A 15931-nucleotide genomic window follows, 5' to 3' on the forward strand; every position below is an offset into this window, starting at 1 on the left:
GTGTCTTCGTTCTCGCTGCCCTGTCCAACTGCTGCACCGCCGACGTGCTGGCGTAACGCTGATGGCAAGCGCGCCGAATTGTTCAGGACGGACTACGTAGGCCGTGTAGCGCGAGCGCATCAGTTCGAGCGCCGTGGCGGGGATCGCTGCGCCGTCGATGAACCGGCCACAGCATTGCGCGTAGCGCGGCGCCCTCGCCGGCGCCTTCTGGCTGGGCGCGGCACCGCCGCAGGGACAATCGGCGGGCCGGGTGGCGGGCAGGACAACGCGCGCGGGTTCGGCGTTCATGGGTCAGGGCTCCGTTGCGAGAGGCCGCAAGCGTAGCGCAGACAGGCGGCGCTTTACCAGTCGAGCTCGGTGCCGTCGTACTGGAAGAAGCGGCCGTTGAACACGTCGCGCGCGGCAGCCGCCTCGGCCACCACCTCGCGCATGCCGGCGACGCTCGCCGCCGGGTCGATCGCCGCGTGCGCGCCGCCCATGTCGGTGCGCACCCAGCCCGGATGCAGCGCGACGCAGGTGGCGCGGCGCGTTTGCAGCGAGGTGATCTTCAGCACGTCGTTGAGCGCGGCCTTGCTCGCGCGGTAGAGCCAGCCCGTCGTGCCCGTGGTCTCCGCAATGCTGCCCATACGGCTCGACAGCACGCCAAGCACGCCGTGGGCGTCGTCGACGAGCGGCAACAGGATGGGGATCAGCTGCATCGGGCCGCGCACGTTGGTGTTCATCACGTATTCGAAGTCTTCGGCCGTGATGGTCTCCACGCCCTCGGTGCGCGGGCCGTAGACGCCGGAGACGACGAGCGCCACGTCGAGCCGCTCGCCGTCGAGCTTCCAGCCGAGCGCGGCGATTTCCTCCGGCCGCGCGATGTCGAGCTGGAAGGGTTGCGCGCCGATTGCGCGCAGGGCTTCGAGCGCTTCGGGCCCGCGCGCCGTGGCCAGCACGCGCCAGCCGGCCTTCGCATACTGCCGCGCGAACTCGAAACCCAGGCCCCGCGACGCGCCCACGATCAACGCTGTTTTCATCTCGTCACCTTGCTTGTCTGTGCATTGAAACCGCTGCGGCGCGCCGCCTGTCCGCCTTGCAAAGCGGCGCGCCTGTTCTGGCGCCAGCCTACAGCAGTTCGACGCCCATCGCCGTGGCTTCTCCGCCGCCGATGCACAGCGTCGCCACGCCGCGCTTGCCGCCGCGTGCTCGCAACGCACCGATCAGCGTCACGAGAATGCGCGCACCCGAAGCGCCGATCGGGTGACCGAGCGCACACGCGCCGCCGTTCACGTTGACCTTCTCGTGCGGCAGATCGTGCTCCTTCATCGCGGCCATCGTGACCACGGCAAAGGCCTCGTTGATCTCGTAGAGATCGACGTCGCTCGCTTTCCAGCCGGTCTTTTCGAACAGCTTCCGGATCGCGCCCACCGGCGCCGTCGTGAACTTCGCGGGCTGCTGCGCAAAGGTGGAATGGCCCGTCACGCGCGCGAGCGGCGTAAGGCCGAGCTGCTTCGCCGTCGATTCGCGCATCATCACGAGCGCCGCCGCGCCGTCCGAAATCGACGACGAATTTGCTGCCGTCACCGTGCCGGTTTTGCTGAACGCGGGCTTGAGCGTCGGGATCTTGTCGAGATTGGCCTTGAACGGCTGCTCGTCGCGCTCGATGGTCGCCTCACCTGCGCGCGAGGTCACCTTCACCGGCGCGATCTCCCATGCGAACGAGCCGTCCTCGTTGGCGCGTTTCGCGCGCTTGAGCGACTCGATCGCGAACGCGTCCTGACGCTCGCGCGAGAAGTCGTACTCGCCCGCGCATTCTTCCGCGAACGTGCCCATCAGGCGGCCCTTGTCATAGGCATCTTCGAGGCCGTCGAGGAACATGTGGTCGAGCACCTGGCCGTGGCCCATGCGCATGCCGGCGCGCGCCTTCGGCAACAGATAAGGCGCGTTCGACATGCTCTCCATGCCGCCCGCGACGATCACGCCGGCCGAGCCCGCCAGCAGCATGTCGTGCGCGAACATCGCCGCGCGCATGCCCGAGCCGCACATCTTGTTGACGGTCGTCGCGCCCGCTGCGAGCGGCAGCCCCGCGCCGAGCGCCGCCTGGCGCGCGGGCGCCTGGCCCTGCCCCGCGGGCAGCACGCAGCCCATCACGACCTCGTCGATCTGTTCGGGCTTCAACCCCGCGCGCTCGACGGCCGCCGCGATCGCGGCCGCGCCGAGCTGCGGCGCGGTGAGCGCCGCGAAATCGCCCTGAAAACCCGCCATCGGCGTGCGCGCCGCCGAAACGATCACGATGGCGTCCTGCTTTTGCGTCTCACTCATGTTTGTGCTCCTTGATAAATCCGTTTGAATTCGTTTGAATTCGCTTGAATCCGTTCAACCCCTGGCCGCGCGCTCAGGCAACGCGCACGGCCGGCGCCTCTTCGCGTACAAAACGTTCGGGGTAACACACGCTGAAACGAATCGATGCGTCGTAGGGAAAACAGTCCGGCACTTCGCCCGCGATGAGCCTCGCGCGGCTCTCCTGCCAGAGCCCGGGCTCGAAGAAGTCCGCGTGATGCGCGAGAAAGGCGCGCTTCACGCGCGGATCGCCGAGCAGGAAGGTGCCGTACGTTTCCGGGAAAATGTCGCGTGGGCCGACGGGGTACCACGGCTCGCCGGATAATTCGTCTTCCTCATTACGCGGCGGCGGCACGGCGCGCACGTTGCAATCGGTGAGATATTCGATCTCGTCGTAGTCGTAGAACACCACGCGGCCGTTGCGCGTCACGCCGAAATTCTTGTAGAGCATGTCGCCCGGAAAGATATTCGCGCGCAGCAGGTCCTTGATCGCGTTGCCGTATTCGCGTATGCCATGCTCGACTTCGGCGTCGCTGCCGTTCTGCAGATAGAGATTGAGCGGCACCATACGCCGCTCGATGTAGACGTGACGGATCACGAGGTTGTCTCCCTCGTACTCGAGCATCGAGGGCGCAAGCGTTTCCAGTTCGCGCACGAGTGCCTCGTCGAGCCGCGCGATGGGCAGCGCCACGCTCGAATATTCGAGCGTGTCGGCAAGGCGCCCTAGCCGGTCGTGGCGCTTCACGAGCTGATACTTCGCTTCGACCTGCTCGCGCGTGGTCTCCTTCGGCGCGGGAAAGCTGTCCTTGATGACCTTGAACACGTACGGATACGAAGGCAGCGTGAACACGATCATCACCATGCCGCGTATGCCTGGCGCGACGATGAACCGGTCGCTCGAATGCGAGAGGTGATGCAGCAAGTCGCGATAGAACAGGTTCTTGCCCTGCTTCTGCAAGCCGAGCGACGTGTAGATTTCGCCCTTGGCCTTGCGCGGCATGATGGTGCGCAGAAACTCCACATAGGCGGACGGCACTTCCATATCCACCAGAAAATACGAGTGCGAGAAGCTGAAGAGAACGAGCAGTTGCTCCGTGCGCAGCAGCACCGTGTCCAGTGCAAGCTTGCCCGACTCCACATGACGGATCGGCACGACGAACGGCGCGAGCAGATCGCCGTTGATGATGCGCCCGACGATATACGCGCCTTTATGCCGGAAAAACAGCGACGACAGCACGTGAATCTGGAAGTTCGGCTTGGGCTCGACCACGCCGAAGGTGCCGAGCATCGTCTGCATGATGCAGTCGACGTCGCGCCTGAGATCCTCGAACGGCGTCTCCAGCTGGAAGTTCGTGACGATGCGCTCGAGCGTCGCCGCGACGCCGTCCTTGCCCGGATAGTACGCGCGGTAGGTGGGCTTCGCGGCGGGCTCGTCGTTCTCGATGTATTCGGTCGAGATGGCGGGCCGCACGAAGATGAAATCGTTGTTGAAGTAGGAGCGGTGCAGGATCTTGCAGCACACGGAGTTGAAGAACGTCTCCGCGCATTCGGGCTGCCGGTGCGTCGTGAGCAGGCCGATGTAGTGCAGCTTGATCTGCTGCCAGACTTCGTCGTCGATGCTCTCGGCGCCGTATTCGTCCTCGAGCGCGGCCACGCACTCCTTCACGCGATCGTCATAGGAGGCGATGCGCTCGCGCGCGAGCTGCTGCAGAGCGCGCCAGTCGGCTGCCTCGAAGAACGTCCGCGCCCTCGCCGCCGCGTCGCAGAAGTTGTGGTAGTGACGGTTGAAGCCGTCGAGCATGGTCTGCGCGACATCGAAGCCGATCTGCGAAGAAAGCAGTTTCGGGAAGTGTTTCATGGCCGCCATGCCCGTTGCGCGAGCGTCAGGGTTTCGCGCGAGCGGCGGCGGGAGCGCCGCTTTCGTACGTCTCGCCCTCGTGCGCCGCATTCCTGTCGAGCAGGGCGCGCGCCTGGGCCTCGTACTGCGCAAGGTCTTCGAGCGTCGCGTCGAGGTCCGCGCGCTGGCGCTCGAGTATCTCGCGGTGATGCACCACGGTGTCGAGGAACGCCTGGAGCTGCGGGAGCGTGTCGGTCGGCGACTCGTAGAGGTCGAGCAGCGTGCGGATCTCCGAGAGCGTGAAGCCGAGGCGCTTGCCGCGCAGCGTCAGCTTCAGCCGCGTGCGATCGCGCCCCGAAAAGACGCGCTTCAGGCCGCCCGCGCCTTCGCGGCTCGGCGCGAGGAGGCCCTGGTCCTCGTAGAAGCGGATCGCGCGCGGCGTTACGTCGAATTCCCGGGCGAGTTCGGTAATCGTGTACTGGGTCGTCATGGTGTGCGAAAGGCGGCTGGCCCGGCTGTTGTCTGCACGACAACGCGAGGGACGATAGAATCGACGTTTACGTTATCGTCAAGTACGCGGTTACGCAACCGGCAGGAGCGACGCGCAAGACGCGCTTTGCATGGGGCCGGACGAGACGCTCAAGCGCCAACGCCGACCCGCACAGGAGAAGACACCCCCGATGAACGCCCTCGAACACCAGCTCGACTACCCCTACGCCGACACCCTGCCGGAGCCCGGCCTCGCCTTCGACGTCGCGCCCGGCGTGAAATGGCTGCGCATGCCGCTGCCGTTCGCGCTCGACCACATCAACCTCTGGCTGCTGCGCGACGAGATCGACGGCCAGCCAGGCTGGACCGTGGTGGACTGCGGCATCACCAACGACACCATCAAGGCCCGCTGGGAAGCCGTGTTCGAGAACCAGCTGGAAGGCCTGCCGGTGCTTCGCGTGCTCGTCACGCATTGCCACCCCGACCATATCGGCCTTGCGCACTGGATTTGCGCGGGCGGAGACAAGGCGCGCTGGGACGTGCGCCTGTGGGCCACGCTCGGCGAATACATGCAGGCCCGCGTGATGGCGGCCGGCGACGGCTCGAACGCGGGCGGCGCAGGCGCCGCGCGCCATTTCGCGCGTCACGGGCTCACCGACGAAGCTTCGCTCGACAAGCTGCGCAACCGCCACGGCTACTACGGCAGCCTCGTACCCGCGCTGCCCACGCAGTACCGCCGGCTGCGCGAAGCCGACACGGTGGCGATCGGCGGGCGCGACTGGCGCGTCATCACGGGCTACGGGCACTCGCCCGAGCATTGCGCGCTGTTCTGCGCCGCAACCGGCGTGCTGATCTCCGGCGACATGGTGTTGCCGCGCATCTCGACCAATGTCTCCGTGTTCGACATGGAGCCGGAAGGCAATCCGCTAGGCCTCTATCTCGAATCGCTCGGCCGCTACGAAACCTTGCCCGAGAACACGCTCGTGCTGCCCTCGCACGGCAAGCCGTTTCGCGGCGTGCGCACGCGCATCGCGCAGTTGCGCGCGCACCATGACGCGCGTCTTGCCGAAGTGATCGAAGCGTGCGAACGCGCGCCGCAAAGCGCCGCCGACATCGTGCCGATCATGTTCAGGCGCGAGCTCGACATCCACCAGATGACCTTCGCGATGGGCGAGGCGCTGGCGCACCTGAACCTGCTCTGGCTCGCGGGCAAGCTCACGCGCGCGACCGGCGCGGACGGCGTGATCCGCTTCACGGCCTGAGAATCGACGGCGCCGTATCAAGAAAAACGGGCGGTCCGCAAGGAGCCGCCCGTTTTTACGTGGAGCGCGAGTGAACCGCTTTAATTCGAGCCGCCCGTGATCAGATCGGCGCCCTGCGGCCGCACGAACTTGAAGGTCGAAGCCGGCAGCGACGGGTTCTTCTCGATGTTGGAGAACGTGAGCAGCGTCACGTTGCCGAACACGTCGTGCAGTTCCATGGCTTCGAGATTGCCGTCACGAAAGCCGATGCCCACGCTCTTGAACTGCGTGTCCTTCGATTTCGGAATCAGCTCCAGCCAGTCGATGCCGTTCTTCACGCCCGCGTCGGAGAGCGTGAAGTTCTTGTCGAGATCGTTGCTGCCGAACAGGATCGCCGCCGGGCTCGCGCCGAGCGCGCCGCCGAGCTTGCGCTCGGTCACCTGGTTAAGGTCCTTGTCGTAGACGTAGAGGTTGTCGCCGTCCGACTGCAGCACCTGCTGATATGGCTTCTCATACGTCCAGATGAACTTGCCGGGCCGCGCGAACACGAATGTGCCGCTCGACGTCCTGGCGTTCATCGTGGCCGTGGCGATGGCGTCGCTGGCGTTCTTCGCGCCCGAGGGCGCCTTGAGTTCCCGCTGGACGAAACTGCCGCGCGCGGCGTGCACCTGCGAGACGAACTGCTTCAGTTGATCGGTGCCGCTCGCATATGCCTGCGACACCATCAGGACCGACGCGCCGAGCGCAACGAAGAGGGCGCGGCGCGCGATGCGCGCAAAGCGGGTCGGAAGTCCAGCCGGATACTGCATCTATCATTCTCCAAGAGGTGTGTCTTTGGCCGCCGGGTTGCCGGGAGCCGTGGCCGGGCCGTTGCCGCAGCCGCTGCACGAAGCGGCGGCCAGCGTGGCTTATTCGGCGTCGCCGCGGTTGGGCACGAGGATCTCGCGGTTGCCGCTCGACGACATCGCCGAAACGAGCCCCGACTGCTCCATCTGTTCGAGCAGCCGCGCCGCGCGGTTGTAGCCGATGCGCAAGTGCCGCTGCACGAGCGAAATCGACGCGCGGCGGTTCTTGATGACCACTTCGACGGCCTGGTCGTACAGCGGATCGGACTCGTCGCCGGTGCCGCTGGTTCCCGCAGCCGTGCCCTCGTCGCCCTCGCCGCCCACCCCGCCTTCGAGAATGCCCTCGATATAGTTCGGCTCGCCCTGCTCCTTGAGCTTCTCGACGACGCGGTGCACCTCGTCGTCGGCCACGAACGCGCCGTGCACGCGCACGGGCAGACCCGTGCCCGGCGGCAGGTAGAGCATGTCGCCCATGCCGAGCAGCGACTCGGCGCCCATCTGGTCGAGAATCGTGCGCGAGTCGATCTTCGAGGAGACCTGGAACGCGATGCGCGTCGGCACGTTGGCCTTGATGAGGCCAGTGATGACGTCCACCGAAGGCCGCTGCGTCGCGAGAATCAGATGGATGCCGGCAGCGCGCGCCTTCTGTGCGATGCGCGCGATCAGCTCTTCGACCTTCTTGCCGACCACCATCATGAGGTCGGCGAGTTCGTCGATCACGACCACGATATGCGGCAGCTTCTGACACGGTTCCGGATCGTCCGGCGTGAGGCTGAACGGGTTCGGGATCTTCTCCTCGCGCTTGTTTGCCTCTTCGATCTTGTTGTTGTAGCCCGCGAGATTGCGCACGCCCAGCTTGCTCATGAGCTTGTAGCGGCGCTCCATCTCGGCCACGGTCCAGTTCAGCGCGTTGCCGGCCTGGCGCATGTCGGTCACGACCGGGCAGAGCAGATGCGGAATGCCTTCGTAGACGCTCATTTCGAGCATCTTCGGGTCGATCAGGATCATGCGGACCTGCTCGGCGCTCGCCTTGTAGAGCAGCGACAGGATCATCGCGTTGATCCCCACCGACTTGCCCGAGCCGGTCGTGCCGGCCACGAGCAGGTGGGGCATCTTCGCGAGATCGGCGCAAACCGGCTTGCCGCCGATGTCCTTGCCAAGGCCCATGGTGAGCGCCGAAGGCGCGTCGGCATAAACCGCCGAGCCGAGGATTTCCGAAAGACGCACGGTCTGGCGGCGCTGGTTCGGCAGCTCGAGCGCCATGAAATTCTTGCCCGGAATCGTTTCCACCACGCGGATCGAGACGAGCGAGAGCGAACGCGCAAGATCCTTCGCGAGGTTCACGATCTGGCTGCCCTTCACGCCCGTGGCCGGTTCGATCTCGTAACGCGTGACGACCGGGCCCGGGTACGCGGCCACCACGGCCACGTCCACGCCGAAGTCCTTGAGCTTCTTCTCGATCAGGCGCGAGGTGAATTCGAGCGTGTCGTCGGAGATGGTTTCCTGGGTGGCCGCCGCCGGGTCGAGCAGCGAGATCGCCGGCAGCGTGGAGTCGCCCGGCAGGTCCTTGAAGAGCGGCACCTGGCGCTCTTTCTCCACGCGCTCGGAGCGCTGCGGCGTGACCACCGGCGGCACGATCGTGACCGGCTCGTGTTCCTCGATCTTCACGCGGCCGCGCTCGACCTTGCCCTCGCGCTTCACGGCCGCCGCTTCGCCGAGCTTGCGGTCGCGGCCCGCCTCGCGGCGCAGCCTCGCCATGGTCACGGCGTTGATGATGGATTCGCCGACCCGTTCGGCGACCGAGAGCCACGAAAAGCGGAAATAAAGCGAAAGACCGATGGCGAGCGCGAGCAGGAGCGCGAGCGTGCCGCCCGTGAAGCCGAGCGCGTGCGAAACGCCGCGCGCAACCGCGCCGCCCACCACGCCGCCGGGCGCCTGGGGCAGCTGCACCTTGAGCGACCACATGCGCAGCGCTTCGATGCCGCAGCTCGACAGCATGACGAGCACGAACGACAAGGCTTCGGCAACCCAGCTGATGTCGCGCGGTTTGTCGTCGTCATCTTCGGCAATCGCTTCCTGGCGCGTGATGCGCTGGTAGTTCGCCGAGATGAGGCGCGCGAGCAGCACGATCCACCAGTAGGCGGAAAGGCCGAACAGCAGCAGCAGGATGTCCGAGACGCGCGCGCCGACGCGCCCCGCCCAGTTCGAGATGTGGTCGACCTGGGCCGCGTGCGTCCAGCTCGGGTCGTGGCGGCTATAGCTGATGAGCGCCATCAGCAGGAACACGCCTAGCGCGACCTGCAGGATCCAGCGAATTTCGGTGAAAAGGCGCGACATGCGGTGAGGCAATGCCTGCGCCTGCGCGGAATAGGGAGCTTTGGCCATTGAATCCTGGGCTGATTCTTGATGCGTTTGCGGTCCGCCAGTCCTGCCGTATGCCCGAAAACCCCGGGCAGACGGGCGCGGCCGCCGTCGTCCGATCCGGCCTATTGTAAACGCGTTGTTTCTGCCCCGGCGCCCCCTCGCTGTAAATGACGGTAACTGACAACGCTGCGCAAGCGCCGCAGGGCGACATCCGGCCGCAAGCCCAGGCTATCGCGCCGATGAGGAAGCTTCATCGCGCGGCGAACTCCCCCCGCCTTTATAATTGCGGGCTGATGCCCAACTTCATGCGTGAGCCCCGCCGCAACGCAGGGCGGCCCTTGCCGGGCGCCCTGCCTTACGCGCCACGCAGCGTCTTTCTACGGAATTCGATCATGTCTGCAACCAAACACGCGAAAGTCCTGATTCTCGGTTCCGGCCCCGCCGGATACACGGCTGCCGTCTATGCGGCGCGCGCGAACCTTGCGCCGCTGCTCGTCACGGGCCTCGCCCAGGGCGGCCAGCTCATGACGACGACCGACGTCGAAAACTGGCCCGCAGACCCGAACGGCGTGCAAGGCCCCGAACTGATGCAGCGTTTCCTCGAGCACGCCGAACGCTTCAACACGGAAATCGTGTTCGATCACATCCATACGGCCAGGCTGAACGAAAAGCCCATCCGCCTGATCGGCGACTCGGGCGAGTACACCTGCGACTCGCTCATCATCGCGACCGGCGCGTCGGCGCAATACCTCGGCCTGCCGAGCGAAGAGCTGTACATGGGCCGCGGCGTGTCGGCCTGCGCGACCTGCGACGGCTTCTTCTACCGCAACCAGCATGTCGCCGTGGTCGGCGGCGGCAACACTGCCGTCGAAGAAGCGCTCTACCTCTCGGGCATCGCGAAGAAGGTCACGGTCATTCACCGCCGCGACAAGTTCCGCGCCGAGCCGATCCTGATCGACCGCCTGCTGGAAAAGGAAAAGGAAGGCGTCGTCGAGATCAAGTGGGATCACGTGCTCGACGAAGTGAAGGGCAACGAAGGCGGCGTGAACGGCCTGCGCATCAAGAACGTGAAGACGGGCGAGACCACCGAGCTCGACTTGCAGGGTCTGTTCGTCGCGATCGGCCACAAGCCGAACACGGACATCTTCGAAGGCCAGCTCGAGATGAAGAACGGCTACATCATCACGAACGGCGGCCTGAGCGGCAACGCCACCGGCACGAGCGTGCCGGGTGTGTTCGCGGCCGGCGACGTGCAGGATCACGTCTATCGCCAGGCGATCACGAGCGCCGGTACGGGCTGCATGGCCGCGCTCGACGCGCAGCGCTACCTCGAAACCGTCAACGAGCTGGGCCAGGCGCACGTGATGAGCGCCGAAGCCGACCGCTAAGCCGGACGAGCGCAGATTCACCCAGCGTCCTTCGCCATGCCCAAGAACGTGCCCCACCCGGGCGAGCCCAGGCGCCCCGCCACGGCTCGCCCTGCTCCGGCGCCCACGCCTGTTCCGGCAGCGGACGAAGCCGCTGCCGGCAAGACGGCTTCTGGCTTCGCCGGCCTCGGCAGCCTGCGCGACGCGCTCAAGGTGCAAACCCGCCAGCGCGAGCGCGAACGCGCGGCCGCGCAGGCGGCGCGCGTCGAAGCCGCCGCCGACAGCGACCTGTTTCGCCGCGAGATCGGCCAGGTCGCGCCGCTCAGGCAGCCTGCGCGCGCGCAGCCGCGCCGCGCGGCACCGGTGCCGCTGCCGCTGCAAACGCAGCTCGACGAGCAGGCCGTGCTGCACGAAGCGATCTCCGACGAATTCGACCCGGAAGCCTTTCTCGACACCGACGACTCGCTCTACTACCACCGCCCCGGCGTGAGCGAGGAGGTCGTCAAGAAGCTGCGGCGCGGCACGTGGATCGTGCAGGCACAGCTCGACCTGCATGGCATGCGCCGCGAGGAAGCGCGCGAGGCGCTGCAGAACTTCATCCGTGAAGCGGGCAAGCGCGGGCTGCGCTGCGTGCGCGTGATCCACGGCAAGGGTCTCGGCTCCGTCGGCAAGGAACCGGTGCTCAAGGGCAAGGTGCGCGCGTGGCTCGTGCAGAAGGAAGAAGTCATCGCGTTCTGCCAGGCGCGGCCGCACGACGGCGGCGCGGGCGCTGTGCTCGTGCTGTTGCAGCCGCACCCGGTCGGGCACGGACAGCATCATTCACACTCGCCCTGACCGAACCGCGCATCGGCGTGTCGATATGAAAAAACCCCGTTGCTGCTTGCGCAGCAAAACGGGATTTTTCATTGCGCCGGGCAAACCGGCGCGCGACGATCAGGCGAGGCGCTCTTCCGTCTTCGGGTCGAACAACACGGCCTTCGAAACGTCGAACAGCAGTTCCATGTTGTTGAGCGGCTGCGGGTTCGCACCCGGGTGCACGCGGCTCACGATGCGCTTGCCGTTCACCTGCGCGAACACGAGCGTGTCCGGACCGGTCGGCTCGATCACGTCGACCTTCACCGAGTGGCGCTGCAGTTCGTGGCCGTGGCCGTCGTGCGAGCTGCGCGCGTCGGTGATGCGCTCCGGGCGCAGGCCCAGCACCACTTCCTGACCGATCTGGCCGCGCAGTTTGTTCGCTTCGAACGGCAGGTTCAGCACGCTGCGCGCCACGCCCGTGTCGAGTTCGATACCGATGCCCGAACCCTGCTCCACCAGCTTGCCGTTGATGAAGTTCATCGGCGGCGCGCCAATGAAGCCCGCCACGAAGAGGTTCGACGGCGAGTCGTAGATCTCCTGCGGCGCGCCGAACTGCTGCACGATGCCGTCCTTCATGACCGCGATGCGGTCGCCGAGCGTCATCGCCTCGATCTGGTCGTGCGTCACGTAGACGATGGTCGTGCCCACGCGCTGATGCAGCAGCTTGATTTCCGAGCGCATTTCGATACGCAGCTTCGCGTCGAGGTTCGAGAGCGGCTCGTCGAACAGGAACATGACGGGGTCGCGCGCGAGCGCACGGCCCATGGCCACGCGCTGGCGCTGGCCGCCCGAAAGCTGGCCCGGCTTGCGGTCGAGCAGGTGCTCGATCTGCAGCAGCTTCGACACGCGGCCGACGATCTCCGTCTGCTGGTTCTTCGGCACCTTGCGGATGTTCAGGCCGAACGAGATGTTCTCGCGCACCGTCATCGACGGGTAAAGCGCGTACGACTGGAACACCATTGCGATGTCGCGATCCTTCGGCGAGAGGTTGTTCACCACCTTGCCGTCGATGGCGATCTCGCCCTTGGTCACGGTTTCGAGACCCGCGATCATGTTGAGCAGCGTCGACTTGCCGCAACCCGAGCCGCCGACCAGAATCAGGAACTGGCCGTCTTCGATATCGATGTTCACGCCCTTGAGGACGGGAACCCCGTTCGGGTAGGTCTTGTAGACGTCGCGAATGGAAAGGCTTGCCATGATGCTATGAATCCTTTTAATCGAATGCGGGTTTAACCCTTCACCGCGCCCGCCGTGAGGCCGCGCACGAAGTAGCGGCCGGCGATCACGTAGACGAGCAGCGTGGGCAGCGCGGCGATGATCGCGCCGGCCATGTCGACGTTGTATTCCTTCACGCCCGTGGACGTGTTCACGAGATTGTTCAGCGCCACCGTGATCGGCATCGAATCGACGCCCGAAAACACGATACCGAACAGGAAGTCATTCCAGATCTGCGTGAATTGCCAGATCAGGCACACCATGAAGATGGGCAGCGAGATCGGCAGCATGATGCGCGTGAAGATCATGAAGAAACCGGCGCCGTCGATGCGCGCGGCCTTGACGAGTTCAGCGGGCACGCTCACGTAGAAGTTGCGGAAGAACATCGTGGTGAACGCAATGCCGTACACGACGTGCACCAGCACCAGACCGCCAATCGTGTTCGACAGGCCGAGGAAGCCTTCGAGACGCGCCATCGGCAGCAAGATGGCCTGGAACGGGATGAAGCAGCCCACCAGCAGCATCGTGAAGAGCGCGTCCGCGCCGCGAAAGCGCCAGTGCGTGAGCACGTAACCGTTGAACGCGCCGATGATCGACGAGATCAGCACGGCCGGAATCACCATCTTCACCGAGTTCATGAAGAACGGCTGCATGCCGTCACAGCGCACGCCGGTACAGGCTTCGCTCCACGCCTTGATCCACGGCGCGAAGGTCGGGCTCGTGGGCAGCGAGAGCATGGTGCCCGTGTGAATCTGGTCGAGCGACTTGAACGATGTCGACAGCATCACGTAGAGCGGGAACAGGAAGTACAACGCGAACAGGATCAGCGCCGCATAGATGACCACGCGGCTCACGTTCATCTTAGGCTGCATTGCGCGTGCTCCTCGATTCCAGATACATGAGCGGCACGAGCACGGCCACGACAGTGGCGAGCATCATCATCGACGAAGCTGCGCCGACGCCGAGCTGCCCGCGGTTGAACGAAAACGTGTACATGAAGATGGCGGGCAGCGACGACGACGTGCCCGGGCCACCGGCCGTCAAGGCAACGACGAGGTCGAACGTCTTGATCGTGATGTGGCACAGGATCAGCAGCACGGAGAAGAACACCGGACGCATGCTCGGAATCACGATCTTGCGGTAGATCGTGGGCAGCGTCGCGCCGTCCACCTGGGCCGCCTTGAAGATCTCGCTATCGACACCGCGCAGGCCGGCCAGGAACAGCGCCATGCAAAAGCCCGTGGACTGCCACACGGCGGCGACCACGATACAGAAAATGGCCTTGTCCGGGTCGTTGAGCCAGTCGATGTGGAAGCTCATCCAGCCGATGCTGTGCATCACCTGCTGAATGCCGAGGTCCGGATTGAAGATCCACTGCCATGCCGTGCCCGTCACGATGTACGAGAGCGCCATCGGATAGAGGAACACCGCGCGCAGCGCGCCTTCCTGGCGAATCTGCTGGTCGAGCAGGATCGCGAGGAGCAGCCCGAGCCCCACGCAGATCGCGATGAACGGGATGCCGAACCATCCGAGGTTCTGCGCGGACGTCCACCAGACGTCGTTGGAGAACAGCTCGCGATAGCGGTCGAGACCCGCGAATTCATAGCGCGGCATCAGCCGCGAGGTCGAGAGCGACAGATAGCCGGTAATGAGAATGAAGCCGTAGACGAATACGAGGCTGATCAGAATGCTGGGCGAAAGCACCAGCTTCGGGATCCAGCGGTCTGCGAGCGCCGCCATGGGCGACGCGCGGCGGGTAGCAGGCGTGGCCGCCTTGCCGTTGCCGCTAAGAGAAGCAGTCACTGCGCAACTCCTGGTACGGTGCGAAAACAGCCTTCGCACGATGATGGGGTTCAGAGGGCGAACCGTCATGCCCGGGGCGCGCCACGTATGGCGCCCCCGTCTTACAGCACTAACCTGCTACGCTCACTTCGTCTTCGCAGCCTTCGCGAGCGCTTCCACCGCGCTCTTCGAATCCTGGTTCGAGTTCATGAACTTCGTCACGACGTCGGTGATCGCACCGGCCGTTGCGTCCGGCTGAGCCATGCCGTGAGCGAGCGACGGCACATAGCCGCCGGCCTTGATCGCGGTCTGCTCATCCGCATACGACTTCTTCGCGCATGCGTCGAACTTGCTCATGTCCACGCCGAGACGAACCGGAATCGAACCCTTGTACAGGCTGAACTGCTCCTGGAAGCCCGGGCTCATGATCGTCTTCGCGAGCGCGAGCTGGCCCGGCGTTGCCTCCTTCTGGCCCTTCTGCTGGAAGAACACGAACGAGTCGACGTTAAAAGTGTAGGCCTTCGCCGTGCCGGGCACGGCTGCGCAAACGTAGTCCGTATCCGGCTGCTTGTTCGCGTTCGCGAACTCGCCCTTGGCCCAGTCGCCCATGAACTGCATGCCGGCCTTGCCGTTGATGACCATGGCCGTGGCGAGGTTCCAGTCGCGGCCCGTGCGGCCGTTATCCATGTACGACTCGATCTTGCGCACCGTGTCGAACACGCCGACCATCTGCTGCGACGTGAGGGTCTTCTGGTCGAGGTCGACGAGCGCCTTCTTGTAGAAGTCCGCACCCTGCGAGAGGACCACGTCTTCCCACAGCGTCAGGTCCTGCCACGGCTGGCCGCCAGCGGCGACCGGCTGGATGCCTGCGGCCTTCATCTTGTCGGCCAGCGCGAAGAATTCCGGCCACGTGGTCGGCACCTTGCCGCCCACCTTGTCGAGCGCCGCCTTGTTGATCCACACCCAGTTCACCCGGTGCACCGAGAACGGCGCGGCAACGTAGTGGCCTTCGGCGTGCATGATCTTGTCGATCTGCGGCGGCAGATTGGCCTTCCAGTCGCCGGCGACGGAGTCGACGTTCACCAGCACGCCCTGGTCGGCCCATTCCTGGATCAGCGGACCCTTGATCTGGGCGGCCGTCGGTGCGTTGCCCGAGATCACCTGGGTCTTCAGTGCGGTCATGGCCGCCGCACCCGCGCCACCGGCGACCGCGAAGTCCTTCCACACATAGCCCTGCTTCGTCATGTCGTCCTTGAGCACGCCAACGGCCTTCGACTCGCCGCCCGAAGTCCACCAGTGCAGCACTTCGAGGGACTCGGCTGCTTGCGCCGTGGCGACGCCGCCCAACAGACCTGCTGCGCACAGGGCGCCCATGATCGCGCGGAATTTCATTGCTTATCTCCTCCAGACACCTGAACAAAAAACGATTGGCCCCTGATCGCCAGGGTGCGGTGGTTGGTCAAACAGGCAAAACAGGCAAAACACTGGACGGACGGGCGCCGGAGTGCCGCGCGCGCGTGCTTTTCATTGGATGCGCGCGGGCCGCGTGCCGGTTACCGGCCGCAGGACGCTCAAGAGATGAGTGGTTCGGAATGCAACTTGACTGTCTCCTCT

At 65.3% G+C, this 15931-nt stretch carries 13 protein-coding genes and 1 pseudogene; 3 read left to right on the forward strand and 11 right to left on the reverse strand.

The window, feature by feature from the left end; translation table 11 throughout:
* From C7411_RS09935 to C7411_RS09955, 5 genes and pseudogenes are all read right to left on the reverse strand, one after another.
* Positions 1–288, reverse strand: a pseudogene (locus tag C7411_RS09935) (hypothetical protein); the annotation flags it as partial.
* Positions 289–341: 53 nt separating this feature from the next.
* Entirely contained in the window at positions 342–1019 is a 678-nt protein-coding gene (locus C7411_RS09940) for an SDR family oxidoreductase (protein WP_110384187.1), read from the reverse strand.
* A gap of 88 nt (positions 1020–1107) precedes the next feature.
* Positions 1108–2304, reverse strand: a complete 1197-nt coding sequence (locus tag C7411_RS09945) for an acetyl-CoA C-acetyltransferase (protein WP_110384188.1) — start codon at positions 2302–2304, stop codon at positions 1108–1110.
* Between the two features lie 73 nt (positions 2305–2377).
* Positions 2378–4180: a bifunctional isocitrate dehydrogenase kinase/phosphatase gene (gene aceK / locus C7411_RS09950; protein WP_110384402.1), complete on the reverse strand. Its 1803-nt coding sequence runs from the start codon at positions 4178–4180 to the stop codon at positions 2378–2380.
* Positions 4181–4205: 25 nt separating this feature from the next.
* The gene (locus C7411_RS09955) at positions 4206–4649 is read right to left on the reverse strand and encodes a MerR family transcriptional regulator (RefSeq protein WP_110384189.1); all 444 of its coding nucleotides are present in this window, start codon (positions 4647–4649) and stop codon (positions 4206–4208) included.
* 190 nt (positions 4650–4839) lie between these two features.
* Between C7411_RS09955 and C7411_RS09960 the strand changes: the two genes are divergently transcribed.
* Positions 4840–5910, forward strand: coding sequence for an MBL fold metallo-hydrolase (locus C7411_RS09960; protein WP_110384190.1), 1071 nt, complete (start codon positions 4840–4842; stop codon positions 5908–5910).
* 80 nt (positions 5911–5990) lie between these two features.
* On the opposite strand, the gene lolA is transcribed toward C7411_RS09960, so the two are convergent.
* Positions 5991–6698 (reverse strand): outer membrane lipoprotein chaperone LolA, encoded by a 708-nt coding sequence (gene lolA / locus C7411_RS09965; RefSeq protein WP_110384191.1) that lies wholly within the window; start codon positions 6696–6698, stop codon positions 5991–5993.
* A gap of 99 nt (positions 6699–6797) precedes the next feature.
* Positions 6798–9119, reverse strand: a complete 2322-nt coding sequence (locus C7411_RS09970; protein WP_110384192.1) for a DNA translocase FtsK — start codon at positions 9117–9119, stop codon at positions 6798–6800.
* Positions 9120–9490: 371 nt separating this feature from the next.
* On the opposite strand from C7411_RS09970, the gene trxB reads away from it, so the two are divergent.
* Positions 9491–10486 carry a thioredoxin-disulfide reductase gene (gene trxB, locus C7411_RS09975; RefSeq protein WP_110384193.1) on the forward strand — a complete coding sequence of 332 codons (996 nt, stop codon included), beginning with the start codon at positions 9491–9493 and terminating at the stop codon, positions 10484–10486.
* 36 nt (positions 10487–10522) lie between these two features.
* Positions 10523–11299 (forward strand): Smr/MutS family protein, encoded by a 777-nt coding sequence (locus C7411_RS09980; RefSeq protein WP_110384194.1) that lies wholly within the window; start codon positions 10523–10525, stop codon positions 11297–11299.
* A gap of 99 nt (positions 11300–11398) precedes the next feature.
* On the opposite strand, the gene C7411_RS09985 is transcribed toward C7411_RS09980, so the two are convergent.
* The 4 genes from C7411_RS09985 to C7411_RS10000 form a co-directional block, all read right to left on the reverse strand.
* Complete coding sequence (locus C7411_RS09985; protein ID WP_110384195.1) at positions 11399–12517, reverse strand: ABC transporter ATP-binding protein; 1119 nt, start codon at positions 12515–12517, stop codon at positions 11399–11401.
* A gap of 32 nt (positions 12518–12549) precedes the next feature.
* Entirely contained in the window at positions 12550–13407 is an 858-nt protein-coding gene (locus C7411_RS09990) for a carbohydrate ABC transporter permease (protein WP_176732845.1), read from the reverse strand.
* Positions 13397–14338 (reverse strand): carbohydrate ABC transporter permease, encoded by a 942-nt coding sequence (locus tag C7411_RS09995; protein WP_110384196.1) that lies wholly within the window; start codon positions 14336–14338, stop codon positions 13397–13399. The genes C7411_RS09990 and C7411_RS09995 overlap by 11 nt, the downstream gene beginning before the upstream one ends.
* Before the next feature lie 123 nt (positions 14339–14461).
* Complete coding sequence (locus tag C7411_RS10000) at positions 14462–15709, reverse strand: ABC transporter substrate-binding protein (protein ID WP_110384197.1); 1248 nt, start codon at positions 15707–15709, stop codon at positions 14462–14464.
* Positions 15710–15931: the final 222 nt, after the last annotated feature.

Source organism: Paraburkholderia silvatlantica, from assembly GCF_003096715.1.
GTDB classification, from domain to species: domain Bacteria; phylum Pseudomonadota; class Gammaproteobacteria; order Burkholderiales; family Burkholderiaceae; genus Paraburkholderia; species Paraburkholderia silvatlantica.

Coding starts and splice junctions, on each gene's coding strand:
- C7411_RS09985 (WP_110384195.1), bottom strand. CDS start 12,517: ATGGCAAGCCTTTCCATTCGCGACGTCTACAAGACCTACCCGAACGGG.
- C7411_RS09940 (WP_110384187.1), bottom strand. CDS start 1,019: ATGAAAACAGCGTTGATCGTGGGCGCGTCGCGGGGCCTGGGTTTCGAG.
- C7411_RS09960 (WP_110384190.1), top strand. CDS start 4,840: ATGAACGCCCTCGAACACCAGCTCGACTACCCCTACGCCGACACCCTG.
- lolA (WP_110384191.1), bottom strand. CDS start 6,698: ATGCAGTATCCGGCTGGACTTCCGACCCGCTTTGCGCGCATCGCGCGC.
- C7411_RS09955 (WP_110384189.1), bottom strand. CDS start 4,649: ATGACGACCCAGTACACGATTACCGAACTCGCCCGGGAATTCGACGTA.
- C7411_RS09945 (WP_110384188.1), bottom strand. CDS start 2,304: ATGAGTGAGACGCAAAAGCAGGACGCCATCGTGATCGTTTCGGCGGCG.
- C7411_RS10000 (WP_110384197.1), bottom strand. CDS start 15,709: ATGAAATTCCGCGCGATCATGGGCGCCCTGTGCGCAGCAGGTCTGTTG.
- C7411_RS09990 (WP_176732845.1), bottom strand. CDS start 13,407: ATGCAGCCTAAGATGAACGTGAGCCGCGTGGTCATCTATGCGGCGCTG.
- aceK (WP_110384402.1), bottom strand. CDS start 4,180: ATGAAACACTTCCCGAAACTGCTTTCTTCGCAGATCGGCTTCGATGTC.
- C7411_RS09970 (WP_110384192.1), bottom strand. CDS start 9,119: ATGGCCAAAGCTCCCTATTCCGCGCAGGCGCAGGCATTGCCTCACCGC.
- C7411_RS09980 (WP_110384194.1), top strand. CDS start 10,523: ATGCCCAAGAACGTGCCCCACCCGGGCGAGCCCAGGCGCCCCGCCACG.
- trxB (WP_110384193.1), top strand. CDS start 9,491: ATGTCTGCAACCAAACACGCGAAAGTCCTGATTCTCGGTTCCGGCCCC.